Origin of the sequence: Streptomyces sp. NPDC049541 (assembly GCF_044465725.1) — a bacterium.
Classification (GTDB): Bacteria; Actinomycetota; Actinomycetes; order Streptomycetales; family Streptomycetaceae; genus Streptomyces.
In genome coordinates this window covers 243,262-259,435 of record NZ_JBITLY010000008.1, presented here as the reverse complement: position 1 = coordinate 259,435, position 16,174 = coordinate 243,262, and the positions used below count along the sequence as shown (strand labels likewise).

The following is a 16,174-nucleotide window of genomic DNA, read 5'->3' as shown; positions in this document are numbered from 1 at the left end:
GAGCGCATCCATGGTTCGCGCAGCAGTCCTTCCCGCCGTGGGCGCCCCGCTGGAGATCACCGGCATCGACCTCCCGGACCCCGGCCCCGGCCAGGTCCGGGTCCGTCTCGCCGCCGCCGGCGTGTGCCACTCCGACCTGTCCCTGTCCAACGGCACCATGCGGGTGCCGGTCCCCGCCGTCCTCGGCCACGAGGGCGCCGGTACGGTCGTCGCCGTGGGCGAAGGCGTCACGCATGTCTCGCCCGGCGCCGAGGTCGTCCTCAACTGGGCGCCTTCCTGCGGTGGTTGCCACGCCTGCACGCTCGGCGAGGTGTGGCTGTGCGCCAACGCCCTGAACGGCGCCGCGGACGTCTACGCCCACCGTTCCTCCGACGGCTCCGACCTCCACCCCGGCCTGAACGTCGCCGCGTTCGCCGAGGAGACGGTCGTGTCGGCGGGCTGCGTCCTGCCCCTCCCGGAGGGCATCCCCCTCACGGACGCGGCCCTCCTGGGCTGTGCGGTGCTCACCGGCTACGGCGCCGTCCACCACTCGGCGCAGGTCCGGGAGGGCGAGACGGTGGCGGTGTACGGCGTCGGGGGAGTGGGCCTGGCCGCACTCCAGGCGGCCCGGATCGCGGGCGCCGCACGGATCGTCGCCGTCGACGTCTCCGCGGAGAAGGAGGAGCTGGCGCGCGGCGCCGGCGCCACCGACTACGTCATCGCCTCCGACACGACGGCCCGCGAGATCCGCGGGCTGACGGACAAGCAAGGCGTGGACGTGGCGATCGAATGCGTGGGCCGCGCGTCCACCATCCGCACGGCCTGGGACTCCACCCGCCGCGGCGGCCGCACGACGGTGGTCGGCATCGGCGGCAAGGACCAGCAGGTCACCTTCAACGCCCTGGAGATCTTCCACTGGGGCAGGACGCTGGCGGGCTGCGTGTACGGCAACTCGAACCCGGCGAAGGACGTTCCCCTACTGGCCGAACACGTACGGGCGGGCCGCCTGGAACTGGGCGCCCTGGTGACCGAACGGATCGGCCTGGACGGCATCCCGGCCGCCTTCGAGAACATGCTGGCGGGCAAGGGCGGCCGGGCGCTCGTGGTCTTCTAGCCGGCTGATTCCGAGGCGGCCTCGGGCTGCGGCTCCGGAGTGCTCTCCGGCGCCGCGGCCCGCACGGCCGTGGCCCGCGGCCGCGACCGCGAGACCGCCACACCCGCCAGGCACAGCGCGCCGCCGCCCAGCGTGAGCAGCCCCGGCACCTCGCCGAGCGCCAGCCACGACATCAGCACGACCAGCGCGGGCACCGCGTACGTGGTCGCCCCCATCCGGCTGGCGGTCGTACGAGCCAGGGCGTACGCCCAGGTGGTGAAGGCGAGCGCGGTCGGAAACACGCCCAGGTACACCATGTTGAGCGTCGAGGACACCGGCGCGTGGGCCGCCTCGCTCACCAGCTGCCAGGCGAACGGCAGACACCCCACCGCCCCGACGAGACACCCGAACGTCGTCACCTGCAGCGCACTGGCCTTCGCCAGAGCGGGCTTCTGCGCGACGACTCCCGCCGCATAGCCGACCGCCGCAAGCAGACACAGCACCACCCCGAGCACCGACGACCCGCCGCCCCCCGACATCGACAGCCCGACGGTCACCGCCCCCGCGAACGACACCGCCATCCCCGCCAGCAGCCGTGGCGGCATCGGATCCCCCAGCAGCCGCGCACCGAGCAGGGCGATGAGGATGGGCCCGATGTTCACCACCAGCGCGGCGGTACCGGCGTCGACCTGTTGCTCCCCCCAGTTCAGGACGACCATGTAGAACCCGAACCAGAGCACCCCGGATATCGCGATCCCCCGCCAGGCGCCTCGGGGCGGCAACCCTTCCCCGCGTACGACCAGCATCACCCCGAGCACCAGCGCCCCGGACAGCAACCGACCGAGTGCCAATGCCCCGGGCGAGTACGCGGCACCCGCACTACGGATCGCCACAAAGGCGGAGGCCCACAAAAAGACGGTGACCGCGGCCGCGGCGGGGGCGAGCAGGTCGGTACGACGGGAGGTCATCATGCTCCAGAGGCTAGGTAATGGCAGGGGGTGAGAGCTCGCGGATTTCGGACGCCGCGCCGCTTCGGGGCGCTCACCGCAACGCCGTTGTCTCGATCCCCAGAAGTTCGGCCAACGCCTGCTCGCCTGCCGCGGTCACCCTGACCGCCCGCTCGGAGCCGATGCGCACGCACCAGCCTTCCTCCAAGGCGTGGCGGCACAGGGCCGCGCCTGCGATCCCCGCGAGATGTGGCCGACGTTCCGTCCAGTCGAGGCAGGCCCGGGCCAACGGACGCCGCCCCTTGCGGTCGAGTGCGATGCCGACGGCACCGAACCACTCCACACCGGTGTCCGTGAGCGCGAACCCCGTGTCCTGCCGCAACAGCCCCCGCAGGGTCATCGCATCCGTCACCGCGATCCCAAGCCGTCCCGCCAGATGGTCGTAACAGGTCCGCCCCCGCGCCATCGCCGACCCGGCGCTCGACTCCCGCAGCCCGCGAGGCCGTACGGCATCCCCCGGCCCGACCTGCGCGGCCAGATCCTCCACCAGTTGCGCGACCCCCGCATCGGCGAGCCGCACATACCGATGCCGGCCCTGCCGTTCCTCCGCGAGCAGGCCGCCCGCGACGAGCTTGCCCAGATGTTCGCTCAGCGTCGACGCGGCGACCCCCGCATGCCGCGCCAGCTCACTCGCGGTCCAGGCCCGTCCGTCCAGCAGCGCCAGCAGACAGCTGGCCCGCGTCTCGTCGGCGATCAGCCCGGCGAGACGGGCCAGCCGTGCTGCCCGGGGTTCTCTGGTGGTCATGCACCCCAGCATGGGACACGGACACTTCGGCGGCCGCCGAACTGCTAGCCGGCCCGCTCCACCTGCTCGAACTGCCGCACAAGACCGTCGAGCAGCGCCGTGAGCCCCGTCTCGAAGGCCCGCTCGTCGATCTTCTCCTGCTGCTCGGCGAGCAGATGCGCCTGGCCGAGGTGCGGGTAGTCGGCGGGGTCGTAAGCGCTCTGGTCGTCCACGAAACCCCCGGCGAAGGAGCCGAGCGCGGAGCCCATGATGAAGTACCGCATCAGCGCGCCGATGGAGGTGGCCTGCGCCGGCGGCCAGCCCGCGCGCACCATCGCGCCGTAGACGGCGTCCGCGAGGCGCAGTCCGGCCGGACGGCGCCCCGGGCCCGTGGCGAGCACCGGGACGATGTTGGGGTGGTCGCGCAGCGCGGCCCGGTAGGAGACGGCCCAGTCGTGCAGCGCGGTGCGCCACTCGCGGCCGTCCTCGAACATCGACAGGTCGACCTGCGCGCTCACCGAGTCGGCGACCGCCTCCAGGATCTCGTCCTTGGTGCGGAAGTGGTTGTAGAGCGAGGGCCCGCTCACCCCCAGTTCCGCGGCGAGCCGACGCGTGGAGACGGCCGCGAGGCCCTCCGCGTCCACCAGCGCACGTGCCGTCTCGACGATGCGGTCGGTGCTGAGCAAGGGCTTGCGCGGTCGGGCCATGGCGCACATAGTAGGGCTGCGCAACCGAAACTAGCAGTGCTAATTTAAATGTGCAGGATCTCGAGTGGGGTGACCGGTCATGAATCTGGAGCTCAGTGACGAGCAGGAAGCCGTCCGGCGGCTCGCCAGGGACTTCGTGGACCGCGAGATCGCCCCGAACGCCATCGCCTGGGACCGCGCGGAGGAGGTCGACCGGTCGATCGTGAAGAAGCTCGGCGAGGTCGGCTTCCTCGGGCTGACCGTCGACGAGGGGTACGGCGGCTCGGGCGGCGACCACCTCGCGTACTGCCTGGTCACGGAGGAGCTCGGGCGCGGCGACTCCTCCGTGCGCGGCATCGTGTCCGTGTCGCTCGGGCTGGTCGCCAAGACGATCGCCGCCTGGGGGAGCGAGGACCAGAAGCGGCAGTGGCTGCCCGGGCTCACCTCCGGCGAGTACGTAGGCTGCTTCGGCCTCACCGAGCCGGGCACCGGCTCAGACGCCGGCAACCTGTCCACGCGCGCGGTGCGCGACGGAGACGAGTACGTCATCAACGGCGGCAAGATGTTCATCACGAACGGCACCTGGGCCGATGTGGTGCTGCTGTTCGCCCGCTCCACCGACGCCCCCGGCCACAAGGGCGTCTCCGCCTTCCTCGTGCCGGCCGACACTCCCGGTCTCACCCGCCGCACCATCCACGGCAAGCTCGGCCTGCGTGGCCAGGCGACCGCCGAACTGGTCCTGGAGGACGTCCGCGTGCCCGCCTCCGCGATGCTGGGTCCCGAGGGCAAGGGCTTCTCGGTCGCCATGTCGGCCCTCGCCAAGGGGCGGATGTCGGTCGCGGCGGGCTGTGTGGGCATAGCCCAGGCCGCGCTGGACGCGGCGGTGCGGTACGCGGGCGAGCGCGAGCAGTTCGGCAGGTCCATCGCCCATCACCAGCTCGTACAGGAGCTGATCAGCGACATCGCCGTCGACGTGGACGCGGCCCGGCTGCTGACCTGGCGGGTCGCCGACCTGATCGACCGCGGCCGGCCCTTCGCCGTCGAGTCCTCCAAGGCCAAGCTCTTCGCCTCGGAGGCCGCGGTCCGCGCCGCCAACAACGCCCTCCAGGTCTTCGGCGGCTACGGCTACATCGACGAGTACCCGGCGGGCAAGCTGCTGCGCGACGCCCGCGTGATGACCCTCTACGAGGGCACCAGCCAGATCCAGAAACTGCTCATCGGGCGTGCCCTGACGGGGGTTTCGGCGTTCTGAGTACCTGAGCTGAGTATCTCGGCGGATGTGGTACCGGCCACATCCGCCGACGCTTGTCCCCATGAGTGACACATCCGGCAAGCAGCAGAACACCGCCGCCTTCTACGGCCAGGCCGTCGCCTCCTTCGCGATCGCCATGGCCGCGACCGCCATCGGCATCTTCCGGCTGAACGCCGACGCCTGGGTGCGGGCTTTCCTCGCGATCGCGGTGCTGTACCTGGTCACCTCCGCCTTCACCCTCGCCAAGGTGATCCGCGACCGGCAGGAGGCGGCGGAGCGGGCGTACCACCCCTTCGAGAAGCTCTGAGCGGCCACTCTAAGCGCTCGCTCACCTTCGGCGGTATGGTGGGGCTCTGTCGGTGAGAGGGGTAATGAGCGATGAGTACGGCGGAGGAGACGACCGGTGGCGAGACGTCCGCGTGGGGCGAGGTCACGCCCGACGCGGCCCGACGGCTGCTGATCGCCGCGGTGGAGGCCTTCGCCGAGCGCGGGTACCACGCCACGACGACCCGTGACATCGCGGGCCGCGCCGGCATGAGCCCCGCCGCGCTCTACATCCACTACAAGACCAAGGAAGAGCTGCTCCACCGGATCAGCCGGATCGGGCACGAGAAGGCCCTGGAGATCCTGCGGACGGCGGCCCGGCGCGAGGGCACCGCGACCGAGCGGCTCGCCGACGCGGTGAGCTCCTTCGTCCGCTGGCACGCGGGCGGCCGTACCACCGCCCGGGTCGTGCAGTACGAGCTGGACTCGCTCGGCCCGGACGCCCGCGAGGAGATCCTCGCGCTGCGCCGGCAGTGCGACGCCGAGGTGCGCGGGATCATCGAGGACGGCATCGCGTCCGGCGAGTTCGACGTGCTGGACGTCAAGGGCACCACCCTCGCCGTCATGTCGCTCTGCATCGACGTCGCCCGCTGGTTCAACGTCGACGGACCCTGGACGCCCGACGAGGTCGGCGCGCTCGACGCCGACCTCGTGCTGCGCATGGTGGGGGTCAAGTAGCCCGCCGGGGCCACCGCTCAGACGTAGAAGCGGGCCACCGACTCGGCCACGCAGACCGGCTTGTCCCCGCCCTCGCGCTCCACGGTGTAGGCGACGGCCAGCTGGACCCCGCCCGGGACGTCCTCGACGCTGCTGATCCTGCCGGTGGCACGCAGGCGCGAGCCGACCGGTACGGGGGCCGGGAAACGGACCTTGTTGGTTCCGTAGTTGACGCCCATCTTCACGCCCTCGACGCTGATCAGCTGAGGGCCGAAGAGCGGCAGCAGCGACAGGGTGAGATAGCCGTGCGCGATCGTCGTCCCGAAGGGACCCGCCGCGGCCTTCTCCGGGTCGACGTGGATCCACTGGTGGTCGCCGGTGGCCTCCGCGAACAGATCGATCCGCTTCTGGTCGATCTCCAGCCAGTCGGTGTACCCCAGCTGCTCGCCCACCGCCGCCTTCAGCTCGTCGGCGGACGTGAAGATCCTCGGCTCTGCCATGTCCCGGCCTCCCATGCCTCGCTCATGTCCTGAACATCATGAACACTATGTCTAAGCAACTGCTTAGCATGGTCCTACGGGAAACCAATGTCAACGGACGGCGGCCCGGTACGGATGGGTAGGGTTCGAGGGGTGCCGCAGATTCCAGAGAAGATCCACGAGCTCACGGTCGGCCAGCTCGCCGCGCGCAGCGGCGCCGCCGTCTCCGCCCTGCACTTCTACGAGTCCAAGGGCCTGATCAGCAGTCGGCGGACCGCGGGCAACCAGCGCCGCTACCACCGCGACACACTGCGCCGGGTCGCCTTCGTACGCGCCGCGCAGCGTGTGGGCATCCCCCTGGCCACCATCCGCGAGGCGCTCGCCGAGCTCCCCGAGGAACGCACCCCGACCCGGGAGGACTGGGCCCGGCTCTCCGAGGCCTGGCGTTCCGAACTCGACGAACGCATCAGCCAGCTCAACCGCCTCCGCGACCACCTGACCGACTGCATCGGCTGCGGGTGCCTGTCGCTGGACGGCTGCGTCCTGTCCAACCCGGACGACGTGTTCGGCGAACGACTGACGGGGTCGCGACTGATGGTGGAACGCAGAGGGCAGCGCACCTAGCCTGCGGCGCGCTGCCCGCGTGGCGCGGGTCGCTTTGTGGCCCGCGTGGCTGCGGGCAGTCGTGCCGCCGGGGGCGGCTCCCGACCCAAAGAAAGCGGCACCCCGCAAGCGGGCGAGAGATCCCCCCTCGTACGCACCGGCACCGGGCCCAGCCAACTCACGCTCACTCGTACTCGGTCCCGCCCTTCCGCGTCAGATACTCCGGGCTCACCGCCTTCGCAATGGCCCGCCCACCGGTCACAGCGCTGTACCGCTCCACCACAGGCCGGATCACCACACCCTCCCGAAGATGCAGCCCGCGCCTCGACACGGTCTCCCGGCCGCTCGCCACCTCCAGCACTCGCTCGATGTCGTAGGCCCCCTCGTACAGCCGCGGCACCAACGGCAACTCCCCGCCCAGCAGTTCGGCCGCATCCAGCCACCGCACCGTCCCGTCGATCTCCGCGGAGACGTCGAACACGGCGTACCCCAGGCTCTCGCGCCGCCCGTCCGCGCCGTAGGTCAGATCCTGGACCCCCGCCCCGTACACCTCACCGAAGATCCCGACCCGGCGCGCCCCCAGCCGCTCGGCGAGCCGGACGGCCGCCTCGGCGGCACCGTGGCCGTGCACGGCGCGCCAGTACAGATTGCGCGGATCCTCCTTCAGGGCGAGGGACTTGGCGCCGAAGCCCTTGGAGGAGACGTGCACCCGGTCCTCGTCGGCGAGATAGGTGAGCAGGCAGGCCGAACCGTGCAGTTTCTCGGTCAGGACCACAGCCTCGCCCGGTGTGAAGAGGTCCGGAAACCGCTGGATGTTCTCGATGTCGACCCAGGGCAGCAGGTCCGGCGCGGACTCGACCTCGCCGTCCATCGTGGGCGGGATCGGCGGCACCCACTTGGTGATGCCGAGCCGCTGAGCGAAGTCCGTCCCGTCCAGCGCCGCCCGCGCCAGGTCGACACCGGCCAGCGCCTTCGGCCGGCACACGATGCCCTGCGACAGCTCACCGCGCAGCTGCACCGCCTTGACCCGGTCGGAGTTGCTCCCCGCCAGCCGCCCGGTCAGCCCCAGCTCCTCGATCAGCCCGGTGGGCAGGACGGACTGCTCGGGGATGTACACGGCGGCGTCACCGGTGCGGTACGCGCCCTTGGCGACGACGGCCCGGTACAGGCCCACCTGGGCCAGTTCGAGCGCATCGGCGTTCGGGTGCTCGTGGACGGTCAGCACTTCGGCGGTGACGCGGAGCGTCGACATACGGGACTCCTAGGTTTCCGGGGTCGCTCGGTTCGGTTTCATCGCCTCCCCACTGTCCGGACGGGAAAGGGGTGGAGCGAACGGATTAGCGGCTGGTAACGTCGCGATCTTCGGTCGGCCGAGACGCCGCGCACGGAGTCCTGACGGGATCAACTCCCATGCCTTCAGCAGCACTTGACGCCGCCCTCGCGGACATCGACACCGTCTTCAACGGCTTCGCCAGCTTCGACGAGACCGGTTGCGGCTTCTGCCACGTGCCCGAGGAGACCGCGTATCTGCGCACGCCGTATGTGCGGATACCGGTGGGCGTGGTGCAGTACTACCTCTTCGAGGTCCCCGACCACTTCGACGACCACCCGGCCGCCCTGCGGCGCCTGCTTCCGCAGGCCGCACGCGCGATGGCCGACGGCTCCCTCGACACAATCGGCTACGGCGCGCACGGGCTGAGCCGGGTGGACTGGCGCTCCTGGCCCGCCGAGCAGGTCGCCGCGATCGAGGCGTTCCTGCACGCCTGGTGGCAGGACGCCCTCACCAGGCCCGACCCGCCCTACGGAATCGACGAGATCTTCGACACCTGCGCCACGATCGCCAGGACCGTGACCCCGTTCCTGGCCGGCTGGGAGCGTAGCCCCGTCGCCGACGCGCACCTCGTCCACTGCACCAACGGCTGGCTCTACGACCTGCTGTCCGACGTCTCCCCGTTCTTCTGGTGGTACGACGACAGCGAGGACACCGGCCTCGCGGACCTGCGCAGCTGGTTGGCCGGCCCCGGCGCCGCCCGCCTCCGCGCTCAGGGCGAGTCCGACCTGGCGACCCGTGCGGAGCTCCTCGCGCTGCCCTATGACGAGCGCTGGGCGCACCCGTACTGGGCCAGCGCTTCGGCGACCAACTGAGCGTTGCACAGGGCCCGTTCCCCGTCCGGCAGGAACAGGGTGTCCTCCAGGCCGATCCGGGTCGCGAGCCCGAGCCGGCCCGCCAGCCGCAGCACCGGCCACGCCCCGCCGTCCTCGCCGTGCAGCAGTACGGGGGCGGCCGGGTGCGGGCCCAGGTCCGTGATCAGTGCGCGCCCTGTCACCTCCGCCGTGTCCGGCGAGGCGTCCGTCACCTCGGCGAGCACGCGGAGCACTCTCGGGCCGAGCGGTGAGGCCGCGAACCGTATCGCCGCGTCCGTCCCGGACCAGATACCGGCCTCCACCTCCACGCCCAGGTCGAGCAGCGCGGCGGCGGTCTCCTCGGCGCCCTCCTCGTGCCAGTTGACCGAGGCGTGGTCGGGGAGTTCGGAGAGCGCGGCCCAGCTCCGGACGCGCTCCAGCCGTGCCACGGGATCCGGTTCCGCCCAGGCGCCCGTGGTCACGCCCACCGGCACCGACACGCGCGCCCGTATGGCGTCGAGCACCGGGCCGATCACGCGGGGCGACAACGAGTCGCGTCCGCAGGGTGTCTTGGGGTGGACGTGGATGTCCGTGGCCCCGGCCGCGACGGCTTGCGCGGCGGACTCGGCCATCGCTTCCGGAGTCAGCGGCACCATCGCACCGTCGGCGGACCCGCGGGGCCCGTTGAGACACACCTGCATCATGTCTCGATGGTGCCAGCCGGCACTGACAACGAGGAGCCGGCACTGAGCACGAGGGCAAGCCGACAAAGAGGGACATACAGGGGGTGCGGCATCCCCGGCGCACCCCCGCCTTGCTAGGCCGACACCAGCAGCCTTCCGCGCCTTGCGTCCGCCAGGGCCTCGGGACTGAGCACGGGCCGTGGCACGAGAATTCCACAGTGAGTGCAGACCGGACCCGCAGAGGGTTCGTGGTCCAGGTCGTACTTCCAGATCAGGCGCTCCGCGCCGCACACCGGGCAGCCGGAGCCCGGCTCGCGCTCCAGGCCGGAGATCAGCCGGCGCAGCACCTCCGCAAGCGGCTCGCGGGGGTGCACCCGCGGGTCGTCGCACCAGGCGACACCGAAACCGCCCCAGGTGAGCCGGTGCCAGTCGTCCACCGTGCCCGGCCGGCGCAGCCCGTCGTGCTTCTCCTTCTTGCGCCGCTCGGCGAACTCGACCTCATAGGCCAGCCAGACCGAACGCGCTTCCTCCAACTCCTCCAGTGCGGCCACGAGCCGCGCTGGGTCGGGGGAGCGGTCCTCGGGACCGAACCCGGCCCTGGAGCACAAATGGTCCCAGGTCGCCCTGTGCCCGTAAGGGGCAAACCTCTCAAGGCACTTGCGCAGTGAGTAGCGCCGCAGTGCCAGATCGCACCGCGGGTCGCGGACCTGTCTCGCCAGACTCCGAAAACCGGCCATCGCCCTGCACCTCCGTCACACCTGCACCTGTACTTCGGTCACTTCGGCGTCGTCGTACGGACGTCGCCGAATAGACGTATCGACAAGCGATTCGGCTCCATCCGATTTCCGATGTCCTCCATAAGCCGTCCCGCCCACTCCAAAACTTGACGCATGTTCATCTTCACTCCCGGGGATACCGGCGGTAACGTCCCGGCTCACCCCCGTCGGTAGGAGCTGCCATGCCCTGGCGTACCTCTCGTAGCGCCCCCGTCAGACTGAGAACTCCCGGCAGACTCGCCGGGTTCCTGAAGACCGCATCCATATGCGTCCTGATTGCTGGTCTTTTGTCCCCGCTCACCCAGGCGACCGCCGCGGCCGCGGCCTCGAACGACTACTGCGGCGGCCAGTGTTCCGACATCCTGCCGCCGGGTGAGAACGGCAACGCGACCCTCGCGCAGATCCTCCTCAACCAGGCGTTCGGCAGCCAGCCCGACCATGCGGAGGACCAGCTCGGTCCGTACGCCAACCTGGCCAAGGGATACTCCTCACTCACCGACTCGACGATCAATACGTTCTTCAACGACGCGTCGTTCGGGGTCCCTTCCGATCAAGTCGCCTCCACCGAGAAGCCCGCGGGCCGCAGCGACGTGACGATCGTCCGCGACAAGAAGGCGGGCATTCCGCACATCACCGGTACCACCAGATACGGCACGGAGTTCGGCGCGGGGTATGCCGCGGCTGAGGACCGGCTGTGGCTGATGGACGTCTTCCGGCACGTCGGACGCGGCCAGCTGACGACGTTCGCGGGCGGCGCGGCCTCCAACCAGGGCCTTGAGCAGGAGTTCTACCGCAACGCCCCCTACAGCGAGGCCGATCTGCAGGCCCAGATCGACAACGCCGTCGCCAGCAACGGCGCCCGCGGCCGGCAGGCCCTCGCCGACGCCAACGCCTACCTGGCCGGCATCAACGCCTACATCGACGCCTCCGACTCGGGCCGCTACTTCCCCGGCGAGTACGTCCTGACCGGGCACAAGGACTCGATCACCAACGCCGGAACCATCGACCACTTCAAGATCACCGACCTGGTGGCGCTGGGCTCCGTCATCGGCGCCCTGTTCGGCGCCGGCGGTGGCGGAGAGGTCAACAACGCGCTCTCACTCCTGGCCGCCCAGTCCAAGTACGGCGTGACCGAGGGCACCAAGGTCTGGGAGTCCTTCCGTGAGCGCAACGACCCGGAGGCCGTGCTCACCGTCCACAACGGCGAGAGCTTCCCCTACGCCGGCAAGCCCGACACCGCCCAGGGTGAGGCGCTGCCGGACGCCGGCTCGGTGACGACCGAACCGCTGGTCTACGACGCCACCGGCACCGGGGCGAGCCAGAGCGCCACCGCCGCCTCCAAGACGGCGACCACGACCGCTCTCAGCTCGGCCAGGCGCGGCATGTCCAACGCCCTGGTGGTGAGCGGCAAGTACACCGCAAGCGGCCACCCGATCGCCGTCTTCGGTCCGCAGACCGGCTACTTCGCGCCCCAGCTGCTGATGCTCCAGGAGATCCAGGGCCCGGGCCTCAGCGCCCGCGGCGCCTCCTTCGCGGGCCTGAGCATGTACGTCGAACTCGGCCGCGGCCAGGACTACTCCTGGAGCGCGACCACCTCCGGCCAGGACATCATCGACACCTACGCCGTCGAGCTGTGCCAGGACGACTACCACTACCTGTACCACGGCACCTGCACGGCCATGGACAAGGTCGAGCAGACCAACTCCTGGAAGCCGACCACGGCCGACGGCACGGCGGCGGGGTCGTACACGATGAGGGTTTGGAAGACGAAGTACGGGCCGGTGGAGTACCGGGCGACCGTCGGCGGCAAGAAGGTCGCGTACACCACCCTGCGCTCCTCCTACATGCACGAGGCCGACTCGATCATCGGCTTCCAGATGCTGAACGACCCCGACTACGTCAAGGGTCCGCAGGACTTCCAGAGCGCGGCGCAGCACATCAACTACACCTTCAACTGGTTCTACGCCGACTCCCAGCACACCGCGTACTACAACAGCGGCAACAACCCGGTGCGGGCGAGCGGTGTCGACGCCGAGTTCCCGGTGTGGGGGCAGGCGGCGTACGAGTGGAAGAACTGGGACCCGACGACCAACACCGCCGACTACACACCGGCCTCCGCTCACCCCAACTCCATCGACCAGGACTACTACATCTCCTGGAACAACAAGCAGGCCAAGGACTACACGACCGCGCCCTGGGGCGACGGGTCCGTGCACCGCGGCAACCTGCTGGAGGACCGGGTGAAGAAGCTGGTCGCGGCCGGCGGGGTGACCCGTGCCAAGCTGGTGCAGGCCATGGCGGACGCGGCACTGGAGGACCTGCGGGCCGAGGACGTGCTGCCGAAGCTGCTCAAGGTCATCAACAGCAGCACGGTGACCGACTCCACGGCCGCGGACGCCGTGAGCAAGCTGCAGGCGTGGGTGACCGCGGGCGCCAAGCGGACCGAGACGTCGGCCGGTTCGAAGAAGTACGCCAACGCCGACGCGATCCGCATCCTGGACGCCTGGTGGCCACTGCTGGTGAAGGCCGAGTTCCAACCGGGCCTCGGCAGCGATCTGTACACCGCCTTCACCAACAACCTGCCCGTCGACGAGTCCCCGTCGGCCGCGCACGGGCCGACCGGCTCGCACGCCGGCAGCTCCTTCCAGTACGGCTGGTGGAGCTACGTCGACAAGGACATCCGGGCGGTGCTCGGTGAGCCGGTGCAGGGGCCGCTGGCGCAGAAGTACTGCGGCGGCGGCAGCCTCAGCTCCTGCCGGGACATCCTGATCAGCACCCTGAAGACGGCGGCCGGCACCTCCGCGTCGACCGTCTACCCCGGCGACTCCCTGTGCTCGGCGGGCGACCAGTGGTGCGCCGACTCGATCGTCCAGCGCACGCTCGGCGGCATCAAGCACTACAACATCAGCTGGCAGAACCGGCCCACCTTCCAGCAGGTGGTGGAGTACACCTCGCACCGGTGACGGACCAGCGGCGGCGGGTCAGCGGATGCGGCCCGCCGCCAGCACCACCTGGGCCAGCTCCCGGTGCACGATGTCGCTGTGCGCACCGGAGGGCGGCCCGCCGTTCCTCACCACGGCCGCCGCGTCGATGTTGACGCACCCCGAGGTCGGCAGGGTGCTCGTGAGGGCGTCCGCGAGCGTGTACGCGCGCGTGCCCGGCACCGCCTGCACACCGTCGTGCCCCATCGCGCCCCACTTGGCGCCCAGCAGTTCCCCGACGCCGAAACCCTCGCCGTCGTCCGCCATGCGTGAGGCCAGCGGGTAGATCGTGCCGAGCGCCGAGTCGAAGTGGGAGTAGCAGCACACCAGAGGGCCGTCGATACGGTTCTGCTGGCCCTGCAGCACACCCCCCGCACGCGCGTCGTACGGCAGCCGCGCCGCGAACGCGTAGTGCGAGAACGCCCCTTGCAGCAGCGTCACCGACTTCACCGTGTGCACGCCCTCGGGCAGCCCGCGCAGCGCGAACGACACCAGCCGGCCGCCGAAGCTGTGCCCGACGAGGTGCACGCGCACGGCGGGAGCGGAGGCGGCGAGCTGCCCGACCAGGCGGCCGAGCCCGCGCTCTCCGACCGTGCCCGCGCGCCGCTTCATCGCGTAGTACGTCGCCTGCCGCAGCAGTTCCTTCGCCCCGTCCCAGGGGTTCGGCAACGAGAAACCCTCCGCGCCGTCACCGGACCGGACGTCGGCCAGCGCCTGCGCGAACTCGTCGCAGAGCGTCGCCGTGTCCGCGGTGAACAGCACCGGCTCGCTCTGCGGGACACCCTCCGCGAGGGTGTCCGCCGCGAACAGCGGCTGCGGACCGCCCGGTACGAGCTCCACGAGCAGCCGGACCAGCCGCCCGAACTCCTCCAGTTCGTTCTCGGGCCGCTGGTCCAGCATCCGTGCGATCTGGTCGATCACGGTGGCCCGCCCGGGGAACGTCTCCAGCAGGGCGTGCCGGGTGTCCTTGTCGAGCGCGGGCGCCGGGGACTCCTCCGCCTCCATGGCCACCACGGACTTCGGGAAGTCGGGGATCGGCTCGTCGCAGAACCGCATCGACGGCCAGATCACGCCCACGTACCCGATCCTCGCCTGGGCCGCGAGGTCCGGGATCGGCGCGAAGAACCGTCTGTAGAGGGCGGTCGCCCCCGAGCGGTCGTTGTTCCAGCCGTGCGCGAAGACGATCAGGTCACGGACTCCGCCTTTCGTGACCTCGGCGAGCAGCCGGTCCCGCTCCCGCCCGTCGACGTCCCCGTCCGCGTCGAAGGTCAGCTCCCAGTAAGGAGTCACACTCATTGCCGGCTGTGCCATGACAGGCCCCCTCGCCCCCCGTAGCAGTGCGATGTGGGCGCATCGTCCTGCTACCGGCCGAGGATGGCCATACGTCCCGACTCACTTGTAGAGGAGGTAATTCTTTCGAATCCGCCGGAACGCGGCGAGTTCCTCCTGCCAGCCCGCCACCACCTCGTCGGTGCCCGCGCCCGCGTCGATCGCCGTACGCACGCTCGTGGAGCCCGTGAGCCTGTCGATCCAGTTGTCGGACCGCCAGCCGAAGCCGCTCCACACCTTCTTGGCGGTCACCAGCAGGGCGATGCCGGTACGGACGGGGTCGTAGGCGGCCCGGTCGTGCACGTGGATCTGCACGCCGCCGACGGTCCTGCCCTGGAACTTGGAGAAGGTCGGCGCGAAGTACGCCTCCCTGAAGTGGACACCGGGCAGGGCGAGTTCGTTCGCCGCGGCCGCCCATCTGCCGTCGATGCCCTCCGCGCCGAGCAGTTCGAAGGGGCGGGTGGTGCCGCGGCCCTCCGACAGGTTGGTGCCCTCGAACAGGCACGTCCCCGAGTACACGAGTGCCGTGTCGGGCGTCGGCATGTTCGGACTCGGCGGCACCCACGGCAGTGACCAGGCGTCGTAGAACTCCGAGCGTTTCCATCCCGTCATCAGGACGGTCTGCAGGGGCACGGGGGTGCTCAGGAACTCCCCGTTGAACAGCCGGGCCAGCTCTGCGACCGTCATGCCGTGCGCCTGGGAGATCGGCTGCCGTCCCACGAAGGTCGCGAACTCCTTGTGCAGGACCGGCCCTTGGGCCGCGCGGCCCGTCACCGGGTTCGGCCGGTCGAGGACGACGAAGCGCTTGCCGGCGAGCTGGGCGGCCTCCATGCAGTCGTACAGCGTCCAGATGTACGTGTAGAAACGGGCGCCGACGTCCTGGATGTCGAAGACGACGGTGTCGACGCCGGAGGCGGTGAAGACGTCGGCGAGGGCGCGGCCGCTCCTGAGGTAGGTGTCGTAGACGGGGAGGCCGGTGGCGGGGTCGTCGTAGCGGCCTTCGGAGCCGCCTGCCTGGGCGGTGCCGCGGAAGCCGTGTTCGGGGCCGAAGACGGCCCCCAGGTCTACTCGGTTGTCCGCGTGCATCACATCGACGATGTGGTGGACGTCTCGGGTCACCCCGGTGGGGTTGGTGACGATTCCGACGCGTTGCCCTTGCAGGGCGGCGTAGCCGGTTGCGGCGAGGTTTTCGAAGCCGGTTCGGAGTTGTCCGTGGCGTTCGGTCGCGGAGGCCGGGGATGCTGTGGGGAGTGCTGCTGCCGTTGTCGCTGCGAGTAAGGCTCGTCTGGATAGGCGCATGCGGTGCACGGTATTGCTCCCGCAGGTTCGTTTGTAAGGTGCGGGAAGTCGGTGGTTGCTCGCGCCCACGCGGCGGAGCCGCACACCGATACAGCCCCGCGCCCCTGTCGGGGCGCTGCAGGCGGCCCCTTTCCTCGCACATACCGACCGGTTAGTCTGACGGGCAGCAGAGCCGCAG

Annotated in this window: 16 protein-coding genes; 7 read left to right on the top strand and 9 right to left on the bottom strand. The window is 70.5% G+C overall.

All coding sequences use genetic code 11. The features are described from left to right. Positions 1 to 10: 10 nt before the first annotated feature. Positions 11 to 1,093 carry a zinc-binding dehydrogenase gene (locus ACIBW9_RS29390; RefSeq protein ID WP_398960055.1) on the top strand — a complete coding sequence of 361 codons (1,083 nt, stop codon included), beginning with the start codon at positions 11 to 13 and terminating at the stop codon, positions 1,091 to 1,093. On the opposite strand, the gene ACIBW9_RS29385 is transcribed toward ACIBW9_RS29390, so the two are convergent. The 3 genes from ACIBW9_RS29385 to ACIBW9_RS29375 all read right to left on the bottom strand — a co-directional run bounded on the left by ACIBW9_RS29385 (position 1,090) and on the right by ACIBW9_RS29375 (position 3,519). Beyond that, positions 1,090 to 2,040, bottom strand: coding sequence for a DMT family transporter (locus ACIBW9_RS29385; RefSeq protein WP_398960163.1), 951 nt, complete (start codon positions 2,038 to 2,040; stop codon positions 1,090 to 1,092). The two genes, ACIBW9_RS29390 and ACIBW9_RS29385, sit on opposite strands and share 4 nt — an antisense overlap. A 73-nt stretch (positions 2,041 to 2,113) precedes the next feature. Further along, on the bottom strand, positions 2,114 to 2,836 hold the full coding sequence (locus ACIBW9_RS29380) for an ArsR/SmtB family transcription factor (RefSeq protein WP_398960054.1): 723 nt from the start codon (positions 2,834 to 2,836) through the stop codon (positions 2,114 to 2,116). A 32-nt stretch (positions 2,837 to 2,868) separates the two neighbouring features. Beyond that, on the bottom strand, positions 2,869 to 3,519 hold the full coding sequence (locus ACIBW9_RS29375; RefSeq protein WP_398960053.1) for a TetR/AcrR family transcriptional regulator: 651 nt from the start codon (positions 3,517 to 3,519) through the stop codon (positions 2,869 to 2,871). 70 nt (positions 3,520 to 3,589) lie between these two features. On the opposite strand from ACIBW9_RS29375, the gene ACIBW9_RS29370 reads away from it, so the two are divergent. From ACIBW9_RS29370 to ACIBW9_RS29360, 3 genes are all read left to right on the top strand, one after another. Continuing rightward, positions 3,590 to 4,741, top strand: coding sequence for an acyl-CoA dehydrogenase family protein (locus tag ACIBW9_RS29370; protein WP_398960052.1), 1,152 nt, complete (start codon positions 3,590 to 3,592; stop codon positions 4,739 to 4,741). 61 nt (positions 4,742 to 4,802) lie between these two features. Then, on the top strand, positions 4,803 to 5,048 hold the full coding sequence (locus ACIBW9_RS29365) for a YiaA/YiaB family inner membrane protein (RefSeq protein WP_398960051.1): 246 nt from the start codon (positions 4,803 to 4,805) through the stop codon (positions 5,046 to 5,048). 71 nt (positions 5,049 to 5,119) lie between these two features. Continuing rightward, a complete protein-coding gene (locus ACIBW9_RS29360) occupies positions 5,120 to 5,743 on the top strand; it encodes a TetR family transcriptional regulator (protein ID WP_398960050.1) in 624 nt (207 codons plus the stop codon). Between the two features lie 17 nt (positions 5,744 to 5,760). Here ACIBW9_RS29360 and ACIBW9_RS29355 read toward each other — a convergent pair whose 3' ends face one another. Next, positions 5,761 to 6,222 carry a MaoC family dehydratase gene (locus ACIBW9_RS29355; RefSeq protein ID WP_398960049.1) on the bottom strand — a complete coding sequence of 154 codons (462 nt, stop codon included), beginning with the start codon at positions 6,220 to 6,222 and terminating at the stop codon, positions 5,761 to 5,763. 132 nt (positions 6,223 to 6,354) lie between these two features. Between ACIBW9_RS29355 and soxR the strand changes: the two genes are divergently transcribed. Next, positions 6,355 to 6,825, top strand: coding sequence for a redox-sensitive transcriptional activator SoxR (soxR, locus tag ACIBW9_RS29350; RefSeq protein ID WP_398960048.1), 471 nt, complete (start codon positions 6,355 to 6,357; stop codon positions 6,823 to 6,825). 163 nt (positions 6,826 to 6,988) lie between these two features. Here soxR and ACIBW9_RS29345 read toward each other — a convergent pair whose 3' ends face one another. Further along, positions 6,989 to 8,056 (bottom strand): RNA ligase (ATP), encoded by a 1,068-nt coding sequence (locus ACIBW9_RS29345; RefSeq protein WP_398960047.1) that lies wholly within the window; start codon positions 8,054 to 8,056, stop codon positions 6,989 to 6,991. A gap of 158 nt (positions 8,057 to 8,214) precedes the next feature. On the opposite strand from ACIBW9_RS29345, the gene ACIBW9_RS29340 reads away from it, so the two are divergent. Further along, on the top strand, positions 8,215 to 8,949 hold the full coding sequence (locus tag ACIBW9_RS29340) for a hypothetical protein (protein WP_398960046.1): 735 nt from the start codon (positions 8,215 to 8,217) through the stop codon (positions 8,947 to 8,949). Here the strand turns inward: ACIBW9_RS29340 and ACIBW9_RS29335 are convergent. Both ACIBW9_RS29335 and ACIBW9_RS29330 read right to left on the bottom strand, forming a co-directional pair. Then, on the bottom strand, positions 8,895 to 9,632 hold the full coding sequence (locus tag ACIBW9_RS29335; RefSeq protein WP_398960045.1) for a 3-keto-5-aminohexanoate cleavage protein: 738 nt from the start codon (positions 9,630 to 9,632) through the stop codon (positions 8,895 to 8,897). The genes ACIBW9_RS29340 and ACIBW9_RS29335 overlap by 55 nt on opposite strands. A 113-nt stretch (positions 9,633 to 9,745) precedes the next feature. Then, the gene (locus ACIBW9_RS29330) at positions 9,746 to 10,348 is read right to left on the bottom strand and encodes a hypothetical protein (RefSeq protein ID WP_344404222.1); all 603 of its coding nucleotides are present in this window, start codon (positions 10,346 to 10,348) and stop codon (positions 9,746 to 9,748) included. A 221-nt stretch (positions 10,349 to 10,569) separates the two neighbouring features. Between ACIBW9_RS29330 and ACIBW9_RS29325 the strand changes: the two genes are divergently transcribed. Beyond that, the gene (locus ACIBW9_RS29325; RefSeq protein ID WP_398960044.1) at positions 10,570 to 13,350 is read left to right on the top strand and encodes a penicillin acylase family protein; all 2,781 of its coding nucleotides are present in this window, start codon (positions 10,570 to 10,572) and stop codon (positions 13,348 to 13,350) included. An 18-nt stretch (positions 13,351 to 13,368) separates the two neighbouring features. On the opposite strand, the gene ACIBW9_RS29320 is transcribed toward ACIBW9_RS29325, so the two are convergent. Both ACIBW9_RS29320 and ACIBW9_RS29315 read right to left on the bottom strand, forming a co-directional pair. Beyond that, the gene (locus ACIBW9_RS29320) at positions 13,369 to 14,679 is read right to left on the bottom strand and encodes a serine-threonine protein kinase (protein ID WP_398960043.1); all 1,311 of its coding nucleotides are present in this window, start codon (positions 14,677 to 14,679) and stop codon (positions 13,369 to 13,371) included. Between the two features lie 81 nt (positions 14,680 to 14,760). Beyond that, positions 14,761 to 15,996: an exo-beta-N-acetylmuramidase NamZ domain-containing protein gene (locus ACIBW9_RS29315; RefSeq protein ID WP_398960042.1), complete on the bottom strand. Its 1,236-nt coding sequence runs from the start codon at positions 15,994 to 15,996 to the stop codon at positions 14,761 to 14,763. Between the last annotated feature and the right edge of the window lie 178 nt (positions 15,997 to 16,174).